This window comes from Comamonas fluminis (genome assembly GCF_019186805.1).
Taxonomy (GTDB): Bacteria; Pseudomonadota; Gammaproteobacteria; order Burkholderiales; family Burkholderiaceae_C; genus Comamonas; species Comamonas fluminis.
Genome location: NZ_CP066783.1, coordinates 952,453 through 970,271, shown reverse-complemented (window position 1 = coordinate 970,271; position 17,819 = coordinate 952,453). Strand labels below are relative to the sequence as shown.

At 60.0% G+C, this 17,819-nt stretch carries 17 protein-coding genes; 12 read left to right on the top strand and 5 right to left on the bottom strand.

Annotated features, from left to right (window positions below; all coding sequences use genetic code 11):
• Nucleotides 1–26: 26 nt before the first annotated feature.
• Complete coding sequence (gene lolD, locus JDW18_RS04805; protein WP_218242574.1) at nt 27–716, bottom strand: lipoprotein-releasing ABC transporter ATP-binding protein LolD; 690 nt, start codon at nt 714–716, stop codon at nt 27–29.
• Entirely contained in the window at nt 709–1,962 is a 1,254-nt protein-coding gene (locus JDW18_RS04800; protein WP_218242573.1) for a lipoprotein-releasing ABC transporter permease subunit, read from the bottom strand. Before JDW18_RS04800 ends, lolD begins: the two co-directional genes overlap by 8 nt.
• Before the next feature lie 164 nt (nt 1,963–2,126).
• Between JDW18_RS04800 and JDW18_RS04795 the strand changes: the two genes are divergently transcribed.
• From JDW18_RS04795 to JDW18_RS04785, 3 genes are all read left to right on the top strand, one after another.
• Nucleotides 2,127–3,107 carry a phosphoglycerate mutase gene (locus JDW18_RS04795; RefSeq protein WP_218242572.1) on the top strand — a complete coding sequence of 327 codons (981 nt, stop codon included), beginning with the start codon at nt 2,127–2,129 and terminating at the stop codon, nt 3,105–3,107.
• Between the two features lie 97 nt (nt 3,108–3,204).
• Entirely contained in the window at nt 3,205–4,944 is a 1,740-nt protein-coding gene (gene recJ / locus JDW18_RS04790; RefSeq protein WP_218242571.1) for a single-stranded-DNA-specific exonuclease RecJ, read from the top strand.
• 59 nt (nt 4,945–5,003) lie between these two features.
• The gene (locus tag JDW18_RS04785; protein WP_218242570.1) at nt 5,004–5,804 is read left to right on the top strand and encodes a DUF4274 domain-containing protein; all 801 of its coding nucleotides are present in this window, start codon (nt 5,004–5,006) and stop codon (nt 5,802–5,804) included.
• 36 nt (nt 5,805–5,840) lie between these two features.
• On the opposite strand, the gene JDW18_RS04780 is transcribed toward JDW18_RS04785, so the two are convergent.
• Complete coding sequence (locus tag JDW18_RS04780) at nt 5,841–7,634, bottom strand: methyl-accepting chemotaxis protein (protein ID WP_218242569.1); 1,794 nt, start codon at nt 7,632–7,634, stop codon at nt 5,841–5,843.
• Nucleotides 7,635–8,136: 502 nt separating this feature from the next.
• On the opposite strand from JDW18_RS04780, the gene JDW18_RS04775 reads away from it, so the two are divergent.
• The 3 genes from JDW18_RS04775 to JDW18_RS04765 are packed head-to-tail and all read left to right on the top strand — an operon-like array spanning nt 8,137 to nt 9,804.
• Nucleotides 8,137–8,772: a CsgG/HfaB family protein gene (locus JDW18_RS04775; protein WP_218243770.1), complete on the top strand. Its 636-nt coding sequence runs from the start codon at nt 8,137–8,139 to the stop codon at nt 8,770–8,772.
• Nucleotides 8,769–9,146 (top strand): DUF4810 domain-containing protein, encoded by a 378-nt coding sequence (locus JDW18_RS04770; RefSeq protein ID WP_218242568.1) that lies wholly within the window; start codon nt 8,769–8,771, stop codon nt 9,144–9,146. The genes JDW18_RS04775 and JDW18_RS04770 overlap by 4 nt, the downstream gene beginning before the upstream one ends.
• 1 nt (nt 9,147) lies before the next feature.
• Nucleotides 9,148–9,804 carry a DUF799 domain-containing protein gene (locus tag JDW18_RS04765; RefSeq protein WP_218242567.1) on the top strand — a complete coding sequence of 219 codons (657 nt, stop codon included), beginning with the start codon at nt 9,148–9,150 and terminating at the stop codon, nt 9,802–9,804.
• Nucleotides 9,805–9,849: 45 nt separating this feature from the next.
• Here the strand turns inward: JDW18_RS04765 and JDW18_RS04760 are convergent, their stop codons facing one another.
• The gene (locus JDW18_RS04760) at nt 9,850–11,583 is read right to left on the bottom strand and encodes a methyl-accepting chemotaxis protein (protein ID WP_218242566.1); all 1,734 of its coding nucleotides are present in this window, start codon (nt 11,581–11,583) and stop codon (nt 9,850–9,852) included.
• Nucleotides 11,584–11,735: 152 nt separating this feature from the next.
• On the opposite strand from JDW18_RS04760, the gene JDW18_RS04755 reads away from it, so the two are divergent.
• Genes JDW18_RS04755 through JDW18_RS04745 form a run of 3 tightly spaced genes read left to right on the top strand, consistent with a single transcriptional unit; the run spans nt 11,736 to nt 13,576 of the window.
• The gene (locus tag JDW18_RS04755; protein WP_218242565.1) at nt 11,736–12,599 is read left to right on the top strand and encodes a 3',5'-nucleoside bisphosphate phosphatase; all 864 of its coding nucleotides are present in this window, start codon (nt 11,736–11,738) and stop codon (nt 12,597–12,599) included.
• 18 nt (nt 12,600–12,617) lie between these two features.
• Nucleotides 12,618–13,262: an L-threonylcarbamoyladenylate synthase gene (locus tag JDW18_RS04750; RefSeq protein ID WP_218242564.1), complete on the top strand. Its 645-nt coding sequence runs from the start codon at nt 12,618–12,620 to the stop codon at nt 13,260–13,262.
• A complete protein-coding gene (locus JDW18_RS04745) occupies nt 13,259–13,576 on the top strand; it encodes a hypothetical protein (RefSeq protein WP_218242563.1) in 318 nt (105 codons plus the stop codon). Before JDW18_RS04750 ends, JDW18_RS04745 begins: the two co-directional genes overlap by 4 nt.
• A gap of 1 nt (nt 13,577) precedes the next feature.
• On the opposite strand, the gene JDW18_RS04740 is transcribed toward JDW18_RS04745, so the two are convergent.
• Nucleotides 13,578–14,840, bottom strand: a complete 1,263-nt coding sequence (locus JDW18_RS04740; RefSeq protein ID WP_218243769.1) for a methyl-accepting chemotaxis protein — start codon at nt 14,838–14,840, stop codon at nt 13,578–13,580.
• Nucleotides 14,841–15,011: 171 nt separating this feature from the next.
• Between JDW18_RS04740 and JDW18_RS04735 the strand changes: the two genes are divergently transcribed.
• From JDW18_RS04735 to JDW18_RS04725, 3 genes are all read left to right on the top strand, one after another.
• Nucleotides 15,012–15,680 carry a site-2 protease family protein gene (locus tag JDW18_RS04735; protein WP_218242562.1) on the top strand — a complete coding sequence of 223 codons (669 nt, stop codon included), beginning with the start codon at nt 15,012–15,014 and terminating at the stop codon, nt 15,678–15,680.
• Nucleotides 15,681–15,722: 42 nt separating this feature from the next.
• Nucleotides 15,723–17,024, top strand: coding sequence for a tryptophan--tRNA ligase (locus tag JDW18_RS04730; protein ID WP_218242561.1), 1,302 nt, complete (start codon nt 15,723–15,725; stop codon nt 17,022–17,024).
• Nucleotides 17,025–17,111: 87 nt separating this feature from the next.
• Nucleotides 17,112–17,816 carry a response regulator transcription factor gene (locus JDW18_RS04725; RefSeq protein WP_218242560.1) on the top strand — a complete coding sequence of 235 codons (705 nt, stop codon included), beginning with the start codon at nt 17,112–17,114 and terminating at the stop codon, nt 17,814–17,816.
• The last annotated feature ends 3 nt before the right edge of the window (nt 17,817–17,819 follow it).

The following is a 17,819-nucleotide window of genomic DNA, read 5'->3' as shown; positions in this document are numbered from 1 at the left end:
GATCAGCCGGTACCCGGCCAGATTCATCAGGCCAGCTGGCCGCGCACCAGGCGCACCATGCGGTCGCAGCGTGCGGCCAGTGCCTCGTCGTGCGTCACCATCACAAACGCCGTGCCATTACTGCGCGCCAGCTCCAGCATCAGAGCGAAGACGGAGTCTGCCGTGCCTCTGTCCAGATTGCCGGTGGGTTCATCGGCCAGCACACAGGCAGGACGGGTGACCAGTGCGCGGGCAATGGCCACACGCTGGCGCTCACCGCCAGACAGCTCTGCGGGCCTGTGCGTCATGCGCTCACCCAGGCCCACGGCACGCAGCATCTCGCCAGCGCGGTCCATGCAGTCCTGATAGTCATCACGGCGAATACGCAGCGGCATGGCCACGTTTTCCTGCGCTGAAAACTCGGCCAGCAGGTGGTGAAACTGGTAGATAAAACCCAGATGCTGGTTGCGCAGCGCACCCTGCTTTTGCGGGCTGAGCTGATGCAACTGCTGGCCCATCAGGGTCACGCTGCCGCTGGTGGGCGCATCCAGCCCGCCCAGCAAATGCAGCATGGTGGATTTACCCGAACCCGAAGCACCCACAATCGCCAGCGTCTCGCCCGCATGCACCTGCAAATCCACGCCCTTGAGCACGGTCACATCCAGCTTGCCTTCGGCAAAGCGCTTGGTCAGGCCATGTGCCTGCAGCACGGTCTGGCCCATCACAACATTACTCATAGCGCAGTGCCTCCGCTGGGTTCACGCGGCTGGCACGCCAGCTGGGGTAAATCGTCGCCACAAAAGAAAGAATCAGAGAAATCACGGCAATCGGCACAATGTCGGCGCTTTGCGGCTCGCTGGGCATCTTGCTGATGAGGTAAATGTCCTTGGGCAGGAAGCTGGCGTGCAGCGCGTGCTCAATGGCGGGCACGATGACGTCAACATTCACGGCAATCAGCAGGCCCAGCGCCAGCCCGGCCAGGGTGCCTATCACGCCCACCATGGCGCCCTGCACCATGAAAATGCCCATGATGGAAGATGGCGACGCACCCAGCGTGCGCAGAATGGCAATGTCAGCGCGCTTGTCCTGAACGCTCATCACCAGGGTGGACACCAGATTGAAGGCCGCCACCGCCACGATCAGCGTGAGGATGATGAACATCATGCGTTTTTCCAGCTGCACGGCGGCAAACCAAGTCTTGTTCTGCTGCGTCCAATCGCGGATGAAGAGGCGGTCTGTCAGCGTGTCGGCCAGTTCATGGGCCACGCGCGGCGCTTCATGCAAGTCCTTGAGCTTCAGGCGTATGCCGGTCGGCCCTTCCAGGCGGAAGATACGCTGCGCATCCTCGTAATGCATCATCACCAGCGTAGAGTCGTATTCATAGTGGCCGGAGTCAAACGTGCCCGCCACTTCCATCTGCTTCATGCGTGGCAGCACGCCCGCTGGCGTAACCTGGCCGCTGGGGGCGATCAGCGTGATCACATCACCCTCCGTCACGCCCAGAGAGCGAGCCAGCTCAATGCCCAGCACCACCTTGAACTCGCCCGCATGCAGGCGCTGCAGCACTTCACCACTGGTGGCGGCCAGATCGGTCACCTCGCCCTCACGCGCAGGGTCTATGCCACGCACCAACGCACCCTTCATGTCCTCACCACGCGCCAGCAGCGCCTGTGCCGAGACAAAAGGCGCTGCGCCCACCACATCAGGGTTGGCTCTGGCCTCGCGCATGGTGCGCTCCACATCGGGCAATGGCGCGCCCTGCGGTGCAAAGATTTCCACATGGGAAACCACGCTGAGCATGCGATCGCGCACTTCCTTCTGGAAGCCGTTCATCACGCTCAGCACAATGATCAAGGCCGCCACGCCCAGCGCAATGCCAAGCATGGAAACACCGGAGATAAAGGAGATAAAGCCATTTCGGCGTGTGGCGCGCCCCGCCCGGGTATAGCGCCAGCCAACGGCCAGTTCGTAGGGGAATTGCATGTTGGCATGCATTGTGGCATTGCCTGCAATGCCCTGTCGTCAGCGCCAGACTTCTGTCGCACAGATGCCAAAGCTGCAGCATTCCTGCGCTGTTTTGCCGCACGGCGGGATAGACAAACCACCCCACGCCCCGTGCCATTCAGGCCATGCACGACAATAGCCCCATGTCTTTGACCGCGCCTTTGCTTTCTGCCGCCCGCGCCCTGGCTGCAGGAAATTCCGAAATCATCGTGGCCTACGCCGGCGGTCCTGCCGACATTCCCAAGGCCTGGGATGGGCTGGAGCTCCCCCATCTGCAGGCCTTGCTGGCCACCATGTCGCCCAGCACTACTGTTCAGGGCGACGAGATGGATTTCTCGCCCCCCCATGAGCGCATGCTGGCCCGCGCCATGCAACTGCCCGATACCCCCGGCCTGATTCCCTGGGCTGCGCTGGCAGCGCAGGACAGCACGGCAGCCTGCGCCTTCATCACGCCCTGCCACTGGCATGTCACGCCCGATCAGGTGCACCAGACCGACCCGGCCAGTGCACCACTGGGCGAAGAAGAATCGCGCCAGTTACTGGCGCTGATTGCACCCTGGTTCAGCGACGACGGCATCACCCTCGAATACCTGCGCCCCGACACCTGGCTGGCGCGAGGCGAGCCACTGCGAAACCTGGCCACCGCCTCCATGGACCGCGCCATGGGCCGCGATGTGCGCCCCTGGTTCCCCGATCCGATTCAGGGCGCCGTCATCCAGCGCCTGCAGACCGAGCTGCAAATGCTGCTCTACACCAATGTCTTCAACGACCAGCGTGCCGAGCGGGGCCTGGCGCCCATCAACTCCTTCTGGGTGCACGGCACGGGTGACTTGGCCCAGTTGCCCAAGCTGCCAGTAACTGCGCCGCAAACCGTCTGCGTAGGCGATTTGAGCGAGGCAGCCCTGCAAGGCAACCCCCAAGGCTGGCGCGAGGCATGGAAGGCACTCGATCAAAGCCTGATCGCCGTGCTGCAGCAGCGTGCTGCCAAGGGAGAGTCCATCAAGCTCACGCTTTGCGGCGAACGCAATGCAGTGACCTGGCAAAGCAAGCCTCAGGGCCTCATGGACAAGATCAAGAGTCTTTTTGGCAGCAAGTCATTGCCTGATCTGCGGGACATGCTATGAAAATTGACCCCCACGCTCTCTCGCTTCGCGTAGATCGCTTCCCCTATGCCGGGCGCCCCCCAAGGGGGCCGCATTTTCATCTTGGGGCGGCCCAGCGATGAAAATCATCCCCCGCGATATTCCCAACGCCAGCGTCTCTGCGCTTCAGCAGGCAGGTGTTCACCCGCTGCTGGCCCAGTTGTATGCCGCACGCGGCGTGTGCTCACCCGATGAACTGGACGAAGCGCCCGCACGGCTGCTGGCCCCTGCTGGCCTGCGCGGCATCGACACCGCAGTGCAGTTGCTGGCCGATGCGATTGCCCAGCAAAAGCGTTTGTGCATCGTGGCCGACTACGACTGCGACGGCGCCACCGCCTGCGCCGTGGGCCTGCGCGGCCTGCGCATGCTGGGCGCTACCCATGTGGACTATCTGGTGCCCGACCGCGTGGTGGACGGCTACGGCCTGACAGCGCCCATTTCGCGCCGCGTCAAAGAGACCGGCGCCGACATGCTGATTACCGTGGACAACGGCATTGCCAGCGTGGAAGGCGTGGCCGTGGCCAAGGAGCTGGGCCTGAGTGTGGTCGTCACCGATCATCACCTGCCCGGCTCGCATCTGCCGCTGGCGGACGCCATCGTCAACCCCAACCAGCCCGGCTGCACGTTTGAGAGCAAGTCCATGGCCGGTGTGGGCGTGATGTTCTATGTGCTGCTGGCCCTGCGCACCGAGCTGCGCAACCGGGGCCGCTTCGACAAGCACACGCAGCCGCGCCTGGAAGTGCTGCTGCCCCTCGTCGCCCTGGGCACGGTGGCCGATGTGGTCAAGCTCGATGCCAACAACCGCCGTCTGGTGGCGCTGGGTCTCAAGCAAGTGCGCAAAGGCCAGATGCAACCCGGCATCCGTGCGCTGTACGACGCGGCGGGCCGCCGTTTTGATATGGCGACCACCTTCGACTTTGGTTTTGCGCTGGGCCCGCGTATCAACGCTGCGGGCCGATTGGCTGACATGACCATCGGCATCGAATGCCTGACCACCGAAGACGCCAGCCGCGCCGACAATCTGGCACGCATGCTGGACAGCATCAACCGCGAACGCCGCGAGATTGAAGTCGGCATGCGTGAGCACGCCTTCCTCATGGCCGAAGGTCTGTGCGAAGACGGCATCACGCCGCCCGCCGCCGTCAGCGTGTTTGACCCCGACTTTCATGAAGGCGTGGTCGGCATTGTGGCCTCACGCATCAAGGACAAGCTGCACCGCCCCACCTTTGTCTTCGCCGCCAGCGGCGCACCGGGCAAAGAGCATGAACTCAAAGGCTCGGGCCGCAGCATTCCCGGTTTTCATCTGCGCGATGCGCTGGATCTGGTCAGCAAGCGCCACCCCGGCTTGCTGCTGCGCTTTGGCGGCCACGCCATGGCGGCGGGCTGCACGATTGAAGAAGCCCGCTTTGACGAGTTCGAGCAGGCGCTGGCCCAGGTCGCCCAGGAATGGCTGGACGCCGCCACGCTGACGCGCCGCATGGAAACCGATGGCCCGCTGTCGCCGCAATGGCTGAACACCGCGCTGATCGAGCAGATGCAGCTAGCCGTCTGGGGCCAGGGCTTTGCCGCACCCACCTTCAGCGAAGAGATGGAAATCACCTCGCAGCGTCTGGTGGGCGAAAAGCATCTGAAGCTGGAGCTGCTGCACCACGGCTCAAAAATCGACGGCATCTGGTTCAACCATACCGAGCCGCTGCCCGCCCGCACCACGCTGGCCTATCGCCTGGATATCAACGAGTGGCGTGGCGAGCGCAAGGTGCAGTTTCTGATCGAGGCGGTGCAAGGCTTTGAAGGTGGCGCTGGAAACATGGGTCTTTAAAGCCTCAAGCGCTTGAAGGCCATGCGCATACAGCTATCAAAATTGATAAAGGATGTTTCATGCTCCCGCAAGATCGCAAAGACTTTATCGACGCGCATTTCCATGAAAACATCGCCGAACAAGACCTGAGCCGCGAGGTTTTTGAGCAGCTACGAACGCCGCAGGAACTGGCCTATCTGGCAGAGCGGCACAACTGGGACAACGGCGTGCAGCGCATGCTCTGGATTGCCCAGAGCCCGCTGTGCAGCCGCGCCACGGCGGCTGAGATTTTCTGGCTCAGCCAGCCGCAGGAATATCAGAAATACAAGCTGGGGCAAAAGCTCAAGTCTGCACAAAAGCAGCAAGTCTTCACGTTGATACAGACAGTGCTGCAGCGCTTTCCACAAGACTATGTGGCAGCCGCAGACTTGCACTTCGACCCCGTCCCCATGCTGCAAAACTCGCTGGACATTCCCGCTGCGCTGTATCAGCCCACGCCTGGCGACCCCAGCTATGTCTACTACACCAGCGACGATGTCTCTCACTGGTTTGCGCAGGACTGGCTGATCCAGATCGAGCAGGCCAGCTCCGCTATCGAGCTGTTCAACATCGCCTGGTTCATGCATGAACCTGAGCAAGCCCGCGCCATCCTGGCCCACCCGCTGTGCGACTTGGGCATTGCCACACTGGTGTTCTGGCGGCTTTACAGCCGCTGCAGCCTGGACGTGACAACCCCGGCCCTGCTACGCGATCTTTTGCACAACATCGACAGCGGCAGCTATGCGCCCACAATTGCCTATGTGCCCGCTGAAGACGACGCAATTGAGCTGCCCAAAGCAGCCAAGTGGCACATACCGCCTGCACTGAAGCAGGCGGTATGAGGCAGGCGGTATGAAGCCGCTGCTCTGAAGCGCCTCTTAAAACTGCTCCCAATTGTCCTCATCCACAGCGGTCACCAGCTGTGGCCTGGCTGCAGGCAGCGATACTTTTTTAGGAGCAGCCACCGCTTCTTCTGCCTGGGCTTGATAGGCTTTTGATGCCGTCTTTCGCGGCACCGGCATCTGCGCCGACTGTGCCCGCGCAGTGCTTGGGCGCGACGCAAAATCGGAAGCCAGTGCTGGAGCCAAAGCCGGAGCCATTGCCGATGCCGGGCGATGGGTTGCAGTGCTGCCCAGCTTGAACACCGCCACCACCCCCGAAAGCCGCCTTGCCTGCTCTTGCATGGACAAGGCTGCAGCGCTGGATTCTTCAACCAGCGCCGCGTTTTGCTGCGTCATCTGATCGAGATTGCTCACTGCCTGATTGACCTGGTTGATGCCGTCACGCTGCTCGGTCGATGAAGCTGTGATCTCGCCAATCAAATCGCTGACGCGGCGCACACTGCCCACGATCTCGGTCATGCTCTTGCCCGCCAGCTCTACCTGCTCCGAGCCAGACTGCACGTTTTCCACGCTGGTATTGATGAGCTGCTTGATTTCCTTGGCGGCCTCTGCGCTGCGCTGGGCCAGACTGCGCACCTCGCCCGCAACCACGGCAAAGCCACGGCCTTGCTCGCCTGCGCGGGCGGCTTCCACCGCGGCATTCAACGCCAGAATATTCGTTTGAAACGCAATCGAATCAATCACGCCAATGATGTCGGAAATCTTGCGGCTGCTATCGGTAATCTGCCCCATGCTCTGCACCACTTGCTGCACCACGCGGCCGCCCAGCTCGGCTGCCTGGGCAGCGTTCGATGCCAGCTGGTTGGCCTGGCGTGCGGTGTCTGCAGATTGCGTGACCGTCGCCGTCAGCTCTTCCATGCTGGCTGCGGTTTCCTCCAGGTTGGCGGCGGTTTGCTCGGTACGGGCAGACAGGTCCTGATTGCCGCTGGCAATCTGGCCTGAGGCCGACGACACCGACTCCACCCCTGAACGCACCTGCCCCACCACGGTGCGCAGCCGCGCCGTCATGGCGTTGAGGGATTTGTGCAGATGCCCCAGTTCATCATCGCGCTGGTGCATGGTGCTGGCACTGAGATCACCATCCGCAATGGCATCCGCCAGTTGCACCGCCTGCGCCAGCGGGTGGGTAATGGAGCGCATGATGATCAGCCCCGTCACCAGCCCCAGCAGCGTGATGAATGCGCAGGCCGCAGCAATCAGCACATAGGACTGAGAACGATTGGCAGCGCCCTGCTCAACCGCCTGCGTCTTGTAGTGCTCTTGCAGCTGCACATAGGCATCCAGCGCCGCATAGTATTTTTCGGCCAGCGGGTTGAGCTTTTCCGCAATCAGCTGCTGCGAAAGCTCGAACTCCTTGGCCCGGCGAGCCTGATCGACCTCCTTGTTGACAGAAAACAGCTTGTCGCGGTGCACATTGACCTCGGCCATCAGGCGCTTGGCCTCATCCGTGGTGATCTGCGCCAGCACCTTGTCGCGCAAGGTGTTGATGCTGGCAATCAGCCCCGCCATCAGCTTGTATTGATGCTCGACCAGATTTTCTTCGGTGGACATGGCCGCCGCCGTAAAGCGGTCCATGCTCATCTGCGTCAGGATGCGCCACTCCCGCGCCTGTGCCGCTGCGGTCTGCGCACGCGCAACCTCGGCCAAAGTGCCTTCGCTGACCTGATTTGAATAAGCCAGGCTGCCTGCAACCACAACCAGCATGCCAGCCAGAAGGCCGATCACCAATGCCCACAGCTTCTGGGCTACGGTGAATTGAAACAACTTCATGAACCAACCCATTCACACAATTTGCGAGACGCACGAATCCCGCTTCTGCTGCAGCATTCAGCGCTGCATGGCAAAAGCAAATCGGCGGCTCAAAGCCACAACTGGTGCGCCCGCATCGTGTCTTTCAGGCTGGTTGGCATGACTCTGACGGTCAATTCCTGGCCTTGACGCTCCTCCCTCCATAGAAACCCAGATACATGGATTTCTCAGAAATTAATTTTAATTATTGTTACAAATAATTTTCAATAAATTGAGCGAGGCAGAGGGAGGACTTTCCCGAATTTCTCCCGAAACAATGCAAAAAAACCTATTTTCATGCTCCATCTTTGGCGTCGATAGTCAAAATCATCCAGAACAAATGACGAAGAAAACAATTCTTTTGCCGCTAGCTTCTCACGGCTAAAATTAATGTTTCAATTTGTAAAAATCAACACAAATCAAAGCAGGAGAATTCATGAGGAAGATTTCAGGATTTTTAGCAGGGTCTACAGCAGCCATTGTGATGACTGCAAGCTTGATGGGTTGCGCGACCACCGAGCAATCTCGTTCAGTCGAGACTGCAAAACCGGCCTCCGCCAACGTTGCATATCAAGGGCCACGCAGCCCTATATCGGTTGGGAAGTTTGACAATCGATCCAGCTTTCAGCGCGGCATGTTTTCCGATGGTGTGGACCGACTGGGCGGTCAGGCCCGGACTATTCTTGTATCCCATCTGCAGCAAAGCGGTCGTTTCAGCGTTCTCGATCGCGACAACATGACGGAGACCCGTCAGGAAGCGGGCTTCAACAAACAAGCTCAATCCATTAAGGGTGCAAGCTATGTTGTCACCGGAGATGTCACGGAGTTCGGTCGCAAAGTCACTGGCGATCGCCAACTCTTCGGCGTTCTGGGCCGCGGTAAAGAGCAAGTCGCATACGCCAAAGTCAGCTTGAATATTGTCAAGGTTCAAACATCTGAAGTGGTGTATGCAGTGCAAGGCGCAGGTGAATACAGTCTCTCCAACCGTGAAGTCGTCGGCTTTGGAAGCACTGCTGGATACGACTCCACGCTTAATGGCAAGGTTCTGGATCTAGCTATCCGCGAGGCAGTGGACAAACTCGCCGCTGGTATTGACGGCGGAGCATGGAGGCCTGAATGAGCACACAGACCATGTTCCGCTTCAGCGCATTGCTGGCAATTGCAACCTGCACCTTGGTTACAGGCTGCGCCAGCCCCCGCAAACCTCTATATGCCTGGAATGAATACCAGCCGCAGGTATATCAGTATCTGAAAAATGATGGAAGCAGCTCACCCGAAGATCAACTTCTGAAACTGGAAGAGGCCCAGGAAAAAATTCGCGCCTCTGGCGCAGCTTTCCCACCAGGCTATCGCGCGCATATGGCCCTGCTTTATTCCAAGACAGGTAACAACGAAAAAACGCTTCAGCAGCTCACTGCCGAAAAAGAAAATTTCCCTGAATCTGTCGCATTCATGGATCTGCTTCTGAAAACCTTTACCGGCAAAAAGAACTGATATGCAACTGACCACCTACATCAAAGCACTTGCTCTGTTTGCCGTTGCAGCGCTGACCGGATGCGCGAGTACCGCCCCATACGACTACTCCGCGCTTCGCAGTGCCAAGCCCGCGTCGATTCTGGTACTGCCACCTGTCAACCACTCCCCCGAGGTAACTGCTCCTGCAGGGGTGCTTTCCCAGATCACTCTGCCACTGGCAGAAGCTGGATATTACGTGCTGCCAGTGGCAGTTACCGAGGAAATGTTCCGCGAAAATGGAATCGTCAGTGCAGAGGATGCGCAAAGCCTTCCAGTTGCCAAGCTAAAAGAAATCTTTGGCGCAGACACGGGTCTCTACCTGGACATCAAAAGCTATGGAACCAGCTATGCAGTCATCAGCAGTGCAACTGTAGTCACACTACAGGCAAGGCTTGTAGATTTGCGCACAGGCACTCAACTCTGGGACGGCCAGGCATCGGCCTCTAGCTCGGAAGGACAGAACTCAGGTGGCGGCTTGGTCGGCATGCTGGTCACAGCGCTGGTCAATCAGATTGCCAACACAATCAGTGAGCGCAGCGTTCAAGTCTCTGCAATTGCCAGCCAGCGCCTGATTGCATCCCCCAACCAGCCACGAGGACTTCTTGCAGGCCCTCGTTCTGCGAATTACAGCAAATAACTGCCACTCAAAAAAAATCTTGGGCCCGCGAAGGGCCCATTTCTTTTAAAACGTTTCCCAATCCCCACTATCGGCATCCGCTGCAGCCTTGGCACCAGACTTATTCGCCAATGCCGTCGCAGGCACTGCAACCGCAGCCTTGATCGATGGTTTGCGAAGACTCGCCAGTGGCTTTGAAGGAGCCATCGCAGGTTTGAAAGCCGAAGCCGGGCTGACTTTGAAGCCAATCGAATCCTGCCCCAGCCTGAACACCGCAACCACATCAGACAGACGTCGCGCCTGCTCTTGCATGGACTGCGCGGCTGCGCTGGATTCTTCGACCAGCGCGGCGTTTTGCTGCGTCATCTGATCGAGGTTGCTCACAGCCTGATTAACCTGGTTTATGCCATCACGCTGCTCAGTGGAAGAAGCGGTGATCTCACCGATCAGGTCGCTGACGCGGCGCACACTGGCGACGATCTCGGCCATGCTCTGCCCAGCCCGCTCTACCTGCTCGGAGCCGGACTGCACGTTGTCCACGCTGGTGGTGATGAGTTGCTTGATTTCCTTGGCTGCCTCGGCACTGCGCTGAGCCAGACTGCGCACCTCGCCTGCAACCACGGCAAAGCCACGGCCTTGCTCGCCTGCACGGGCAGCTTCCACGGCGGCGTTCAAGGCCAGGATATTCGTCTGAAAGGCAATGGAGTCGATAACGCCAATGATGTCGGCAATCTTGCGGCTGCTGTCGGTGATCTGGCCCATGCTCTGCACCACCTGATGCACAACCTGACCGCCCTGTTCTGCGGCCTGCGCTGCGGTGGATGCCAGCTGATTGGCCTGACGTGCCGTATCAGCAGACTGCGTGACGGTGGCCGTCAGCTCTTCCATGCTGGCGGCTGTTTCTTCCAGGTTAGCGGCAGTTTGTTCGGTTCTGGCAGACAAGTCCTGATTGCCAGATGCGATCTGCCCAGAAGCCGAGGAGACAGATTCCACACCCGAGCGCACCTGCCCAACAACAGAGCGAAGGCGCTCGGCCATGGCATTGAGTGATTTGAGCAAGCGGCCCAGTTCGTCATGGCGGTCGATCTGCACATTCACCGTCAGGTCACCATCGGCAATGCGATCTGCCAGCGTTACCGCATCATGCAGGGGGCGAGTAATGGTGCGCAAAATCAGGCTGGCAGTCACAAGGCCCAGCAGCACAATCACGCCGCACACGGCGGCAATCACGATATAGGCGTTGTTCTGGCTGCGTTCGCCGTCAACAATGGCCTGGCTGCGGCGTTGCTCCTGCAGTTTCACAAACGCCTGCTGCGCTGCCATGTATTCCTGCGTGACTGGCCGCAACTGCTTTTCCACAATGTCGTAAGCCGTTGCGAAGTCGCCGTCGCTGCGCGCCTTCTGCACAGTGCTGTTGATCTCCAGCGTCTTTTTGCGAGCCTGCGCGACCTGTTCCAGAGACTTGCGAGACAGCTCATCGCCAGCCAGTTCTGCCACCTGCTTTTGCAGATCATTGATGCGGGCAATGCCCTCGCTCATCAGCTTGCGCTGCTGCTCCACCAGGTTTTCTTCAGAAGAAATAGCGGCCACGATGGAGCGATCGCTGCTGAGTTCTGTCAGGTGACGCCATTCATTGGCAAGGCTGGCCGCCGCCTGCGCATGCTGCACCTGCTGGGCAATGGTGGCGCTGACGCCATTCAGATACAGCAAGCTTCCCGCCGTCACCAGCAGCAACCCCACCAGCAGACACCCCACCAAGGACCACAGCTTCTGGGCGACCGTGAACTGATTCAATCTCATCAAAATTTGACCTCATCGACATCGACACGGGCCTCTTCTGTCAGCCATCCAACAAACAGCCTGTGCGCGCCCTTCGCTTTTCGGCCAGTTCTGGCGGAAATTGAGTCTTTTCGCCAGTGCGGTGAATTCAAGGTGCCGCCTACAATGAAGTGGTGCCTCAAAACTATCTCAATGCCGATCTGCACTGCCACTCTGTCGTCTCCGACGGAACGCTGACTCCTGAACAACTGGCCCAGCGCGCAGCTGCACGGGGTGTGGATTTGTGGGCACTGACAGATCATGACGAAGTGGGCGGCCAGCACCGCGCAGCGGCCGCAGCCAATGCGGCGGGCATCGCTTACCTGACGGGCACCGAGATTTCCGTCACCTTCGCAGACAGCACCGTGCATATCGTGGGTCTGGGTTTCGATGCAGACAATGCCGCACTGACACAGGGCCTGTATGACACCCGCCATGGCCGCGGCCCCAGGGCCCGCGAAATGGCCAGACAGCTGGAGCAGGCTGGAATCGGTGGCGCATACGAAGGCGCATTGCGCTATGCAGGCAACCCGGAGCTGATTTCACGCACGCACTTTGCCCGCTATCTGGTGGAAGCAGGCGTCTGCAGCGATACCTATGATGTGTTTCGCCACTACCTGACCGAAGGCAAACCCGGCTATGTGGGCCACACCTGGGCCAGCCTGAAAGATGCCATGCAGTGGATTACGGGTGCCGGTGGCCTTGCCGTGATTGCCCACCCTGCGCGCTACGACTTCAGCGCCAATCTGGAGTACGCGCTGTTTTCCGAGTTCAAGCAACTGGGCGGTGAAGGCGTAGAAGTCGTCACCGGCAGCCACCGTCCTCATGAATACCAGACCTATGCAGGCATTGCCAAGGAATTCGGTCTGGCTGCATCGCGCGGCAGCGACTTTCACAGCCCCGAGGAATCTCAGATCGACCTTGGCGAGCTGCCACCTCTGCCAAGCCAGCTCACACCCGTCTGGGAGTTGCTGCATGAGCGCATTCAGCGCCCCTGAAGTCCCCAAAGGAATTGCATGACAACCCTCTTTGAAGTTTATCCAGAGAACCCTCAGCCCCGCATCATCAAGCAGGCGGCAGACATGCTGCGCAAGGGCGCCATTCTGGCCGTGCCCACCGATTCAAGCTATGCACTGGTCTGCCATCTGGACGATAAGAACGCCGTAGATCGCCTGCGCCGCATTCGCCAGATCAACGACAAGCACCACCTGACCTTGCTGTGCCGCGACCTGTCGGAACTGGCCAACTATGCACGTGTGGACAACCGCCAGTACCGTTTGCTGAAACTGGCCACACCCGGCCCCTACACCTTCATTCTGGAAGCCAGCAAGGAAGTCCCCAAACGCCTGAGCCACCCTTCACGCAAGACAATTGGCCTGCGCGTGCCAGACCGCAAGGGCCTGCAGTTGCTGCTGGAAGAGCTGGGCGAGCCTTTGCTGGCCACCACGCTGATTGCCCCCGGAGAGACGGAACCCCTCAACGATGCCGAGTCAATTCTGGAGCGCTTCCCGCATGAACTGGATGCTGTGGTCGATTCCGGCGCCTGCCCTAGCGAACCCACCACGGTATTGGACCTGACGCCCATGGCAGCCAACAACCCGCCAACGCTGGTGCGCCAGGGGTTGGGAAGTCTGGACTCCATTGGCCTGCAAGCGCAATGAGCGAAACCGCCAAAGACTTTGCGCAGGCCCGCTGGCCGCTGTGGATTGCGGGCCTGTGCGCGCTGTCAGTGGTGGCAGCCTTGGTGGCCCAGCCCACCTGGCATTTCGCGATGGTCTACACCATTGCGACGGCCTGGACTGCCTGGAACACTCACGCGCACGCCACAGGCAAGCGCTTCCAGGTAGCGCCAGGCCTCCATGCCGCCGCCAATGACAGCCCAAAACATCGCCGCATCATGCTGGGCATTTCCCTGTGCATACAGCTCGGTTTTACCGCGCTGATGCTCAGCCGTTTGCTGCCAGCAGCAAGCTGATTCAACGCTCGTCGTACTCCAGAGCCCTGCCTGCATGCACGGCAGATTTGGCTGGCACCGCCGCCATGAAGGTGCGTGGCGCAGCAGCAGCCGGCGCCAGAAACGGCACATGCGCCGATGCTTCTTCATCATCCAGCCTGAAAGCACCCACGGCCTGCTGCAAATCCTGCGTGCGGGCATTAAGCGCGCCTGCCGCCTGCGTGGCCTGCTGCACCAGCACGGCATTTTCCTGATTGGTGCTGTCCATATGCGCCACCGCCATGTTCACGTGGGCAATGCCCTCGCTCTGCTCCTGCAGCGCGTGCGATATCTCGCCCAGCAACCCACTGACCTGGCCTGCCGCCTGCATGATGTCCTGCATGGAGCTGCCCGCCTGGCTCACCAGCCCCGCGCCGTTCTGCACCTGGCTGACGCTGGCGTGAATCAGCTCCTTGATCTGCTTGGCGGCTTCACCGCTGCGCTGGGCCAGAGAGCGCACTTCACTGGCCACCACCGCAAAACCACGCCCTTGATCGCCAGCCCGAGCGGCCTCCACCGCCGCATTGAGCGCCAGGATATTGGTCTGGAAAGCAATCCCCTCAATCACCTGAATGATGTCCACAATCTTGTGAGAGCTGCTGCTGATGGCATCCATGGTGTGCACCACCTGCCCCACCACTTTGCCGCCACGTTCAGCCCGCTCTGATGCCGATACCGCCAGCGAGCTGGCTGACTGAGCCCGCTCTGCGTTCTGGCGCACAGTGGCTGTCAGCTGCTCCATGCTGGCTGCAGTCTCCGTCAGCGCGCTGACCTGGGCCTGGGTTCGGCTGGAGAGGTTTTCATTGCCCGCATCAATTTCCCCTGCAGAGATGCCAATCGCATCGGTGGACTGCTTGATGCGCCCCACCAGTTCCGTCAGGGTGTCCTCCATGGTGCCCAGCGCGGTCAGCAAGCGGCCAAAGTCACCCTGCACATCCGATGAAAACTCCTGGCTCAAATCGCCAGACGCCACCGTCTCTGCAATCAAGATGGCTTGCTGCAGCGGCTGCACGATGCTGCGGCGCAGGCTGAACCATGCCAGCGCGCAGACTGCGCAGACGCCGCTGCCCAGCCCCAGCACCCACCAGCGCGTGCTGTGCACATCCGCCAGCAAATCCCTGGCCTGCGCGGCCTGCAGGGTTCCGGCCTGCAATCCGGCTTCCACCGATGACAGTGAACCCCAAGTCATGGCCATCAGAATCAGCATCCACAGGCTGATAGATCCAAATACGATCACCAGCCGCATGCTGATGGGCAGTCTTGCAAATATTCCCACGATGAATTCCTAACCTTGTCTCTGGATTTTTGGTGTGTTTTGTTGCATTTTGCAACATCCAATGCACAGCGCAACTAAGTGCTTGCCTCACGTTCAGGCTCTTCCTCTGCACTCGGGCCTCCGGTCTGAGACAATTCAAGGGTGGAAATCCAAGAACTCATACAGACCGTCCTGATCTACGCACTGCCCGTGCTGTTTGCCATCACCATCCATGAGGCAGCGCACGGCTATGCCGCGCGCCACTTTGGTGACAACACTGCGGCCATGATGGGGCGCATCACGCTCAACCCCATCAAGCACATCGACCCCATCGGCACCATCCTGATGCCGCTGCTGCTGTACTTCGCCACCTCAGGCGCTTTTCTGTTTGGCTACGCAAAACCCGTGCCCGTGCGCTTTGACCAGTTGCGCAACCCCAAGCGCGACATGATCTGGGTGGCTCTGGCTGGCCCTGCATCGAATTTTGTACAGGCCGTTTTCTGGGCACTGCTTCTGGTGCTGATGGCAGGATTGGGCCTGCACGAACGCTTTTTCCTCGAAATGTGCCGCGCTGGCATTGCCGTCAACTTGGTGATGTGGGCCTTTAACCTGTTTCCCCTGCCGCCACTGGATGGTGGCCGCATTCTGGTCGGCCTGCTGCCCTGGAAGCAGGCACAAGCCGTGGCCCGCATCGAGCCCTACGGATTTTTCATCGTGATGGCGCTGGTGATTGCAGGCGTGGTGGGCAGCTACTGGCTGCGCCCGCTGATGAGCCTGGGCTACACCATCATTGATCTGATTCTCTACCCCTTCATGGCCTTGCTGCGCTAATACCGGCGCCACAGACCGCTACTGATATTTGCTGTTGATCCTATGAGCACTACCCGTTTTCTGACTGGCATTACCCCCAGCGGCACGCCACATCTGGGCAACTACGCAGGCATGATGCGCCCTGCCATCGAAGCCAGCCGCGACAAGAAGGTGGAGAACTTCTACTTTCTGGCCGACTACCACGCGCTCATCAAATGCCAGGACCCGGACCGCGTTCAGCGCTCCACCATTGAAATCGCTGCCAGCTGGCTGGCTGCCGGTCTGGACCCGGAACACGTCACCTTCTACCGCCAGTCCGACATTCCCGAGATTCCCGAGCTGACCTGGTTTCTGACCTGCGTGACCGGCAAGGGCCTGCTCAACCGCGCCCACGCCTACAAAGCCTCGGTGGACAAGAACAATGCTGCAGGCACCGAGCCCGATGACGGAGTGACTGCCGGCCTGTTCATGTACCCCGTGCTGATGGGCGCCGACATTCTGGTCTTCAACGCCCACAAGGTTCCCGTGGGCCGCGACCAGGTACAGCACCTGGAGATGGCGCGCGACATGGCCTCCAGTTTCAACCATATCTACAGCGGCGAGTACTTCACCCTGCCCGAAGCCGTGGTGGAAGAGTCCGTCGCCACGCTTCCCGGCCTTGATGGCCGCAAGATGAGCAAGAGCTACAACAACACCATTCCGCTGTTCGCTTCACGCGATCAGCTCAAAAAGCTCATCAACAGCATCACCACTGACTCGCGCGCGCCCGGCGAAGCCAAGGAAGTCGAAGGCTCGGCCCTGTTCCAGATTTACCAGGCTTTTGCCAGCGAAGAAGAAACCACTGCCCTGCGCAAGCTGTACGCCGAAGGTATTGCATGGGGCGACGCCAAGCAAATGCTGTTCGAGCGCATTGACCGTGAAATCGCGCCCATGCGCGAGCGCTACGAATACCTGATTGCCCACCCCGCCGAGCTGGAAGAAATTCTGCAAGCGGGCGCCATCAAGGCCCGCAAGCTGGCAACACCGCTGCTGCAGCAACTGCGCAGCGCCGTGGGCATCCGCAATCTGGCACAGGCGCAAAAGACCAAGGTCAAGACTGCCAAGGCTGCGCTGCCCCAGTTCAAGCAATACCGCGAGGCCGATGGCCAGTTCTACTTCAAGCTGGTTGCCGCTGACGGCCAGTTGCTGCTGCAAAGCCAGGGTTTTGCTGCGCCCAAGGAAGCAGGCCAGAGCATTGCCCAGCTGCAGCGCGAAGGGGCCAGCGCCCTTTCAGCACTGAAGCCACGCCTGCAAACTGTAGATGGTGTGCAGGACGAGCAAGTGGTACAAGCGCTGGAACAACTGCGCGAAGCCGCTGAACAGTAAACTCCTGCTGCAGTGGAGGATGGGAGCCAGCATGCCCGATGCGTGCTGGTTGCGAGGAACAAGTCCTTCGAACGAAAGGAATGACACATGCGTATCGCCGCCTTGGATGATGACGCTCTGCAGCTGCAACTGCTGGAGCAGGTCGTAAGAGAAGCAGGCCACAGCTGCCACACCTTTCTCAAAGGTACGGCTTTGCAACAGGCTCTGCGCCGCGAAAGCTTTGATCTGCTGCTGGTGGACTGGGAGTTGCCCGACATCGCCGGCACGGAAGTAGTGCGCTGGGTGCGCGAGCAAGTCAGCAAAGAGCTGCCCATCATCTTCATCACCCACCGCAGTGAAGAGGCCGACATTGTTGAAGGCCTGAGCTGCGGGGCAGATGATTTCATGATCAAGCCCGTGCGCGCAGCTGAGCTGCGCGCACGCATGTCGGCCCTGCTGCGCCGGGCCTACCCGCTGTCGGCCCAGAGCGTGCTGAACTTCGGCCCCTATCGCTTTCACACCGCCACCAATGGCATCGAAATCGATGGCAAGCCCGTGGAAGTCACCCACCGCGAATACACACTGGCGCTGACGCTGTTCCAGAACCAGGGTCGCCTGCTGTCCCGCGATCATCTGCGCGAAGTCGTCTGGGGCCATAACTCCGAAGTGCAGTCCCGCTCTCTGGACACCCATGTCTCGCGTCTGCGTAATCTGCTCAATCTGCGCGCTGGTCAGCCGTATTCCATCTCCGCCATTTACGGCTACGGCTACAGGCTGGATGTGCCGGAGACCGAAACCACCTCTGTCGCCTGACAC

Coding starts and splice junctions, on each gene's coding strand:
- JDW18_RS04775 (WP_218243770.1), top strand. CDS start 8,137: ATGACTGCAAGCTTGATGGGTTGCGCGACCACCGAGCAATCTCGTTCA.
- JDW18_RS04750 (WP_218242564.1), top strand. CDS start 12,618: ATGACAACCCTCTTTGAAGTTTATCCAGAGAACCCTCAGCCCCGCATC.
- JDW18_RS04725 (WP_218242560.1), top strand. CDS start 17,112: ATGCGTATCGCCGCCTTGGATGATGACGCTCTGCAGCTGCAACTGCTG.
- JDW18_RS04760 (WP_218242566.1), bottom strand. CDS start 11,583: ATGAGATTGAATCAGTTCACGGTCGCCCAGAAGCTGTGGTCCTTGGTG.
- JDW18_RS04770 (WP_218242568.1), top strand. CDS start 8,769: ATGAGCACACAGACCATGTTCCGCTTCAGCGCATTGCTGGCAATTGCA.
- JDW18_RS04730 (WP_218242561.1), top strand. CDS start 15,723: ATGAGCACTACCCGTTTTCTGACTGGCATTACCCCCAGCGGCACGCCA.
- JDW18_RS04740 (WP_218243769.1), bottom strand. CDS start 14,840: ATGCGGCTGGTGATCGTATTTGGATCTATCAGCCTGTGGATGCTGATT.
- JDW18_RS04780 (WP_218242569.1), bottom strand. CDS start 7,634: ATGAAGTTGTTTCAATTCACCGTAGCCCAGAAGCTGTGGGCATTGGTG.
- JDW18_RS04795 (WP_218242572.1), top strand. CDS start 2,127: ATGTCTTTGACCGCGCCTTTGCTTTCTGCCGCCCGCGCCCTGGCTGCA.
- JDW18_RS04745 (WP_218242563.1), top strand. CDS start 13,259: ATGAGCGAAACCGCCAAAGACTTTGCGCAGGCCCGCTGGCCGCTGTGG.
- JDW18_RS04765 (WP_218242567.1), top strand. CDS start 9,148: ATGCAACTGACCACCTACATCAAAGCACTTGCTCTGTTTGCCGTTGCA.
- recJ (WP_218242571.1), top strand. CDS start 3,205: ATGAAAATCATCCCCCGCGATATTCCCAACGCCAGCGTCTCTGCGCTT.
- JDW18_RS04800 (WP_218242573.1), bottom strand. CDS start 1,962: ATGCAATTCCCCTACGAACTGGCCGTTGGCTGGCGCTATACCCGGGCG.
- lolD (WP_218242574.1), bottom strand. CDS start 716: ATGAGTAATGTTGTGATGGGCCAGACCGTGCTGCAGGCACATGGCCTG.
- JDW18_RS04785 (WP_218242570.1), top strand. CDS start 5,004: ATGCTCCCGCAAGATCGCAAAGACTTTATCGACGCGCATTTCCATGAA.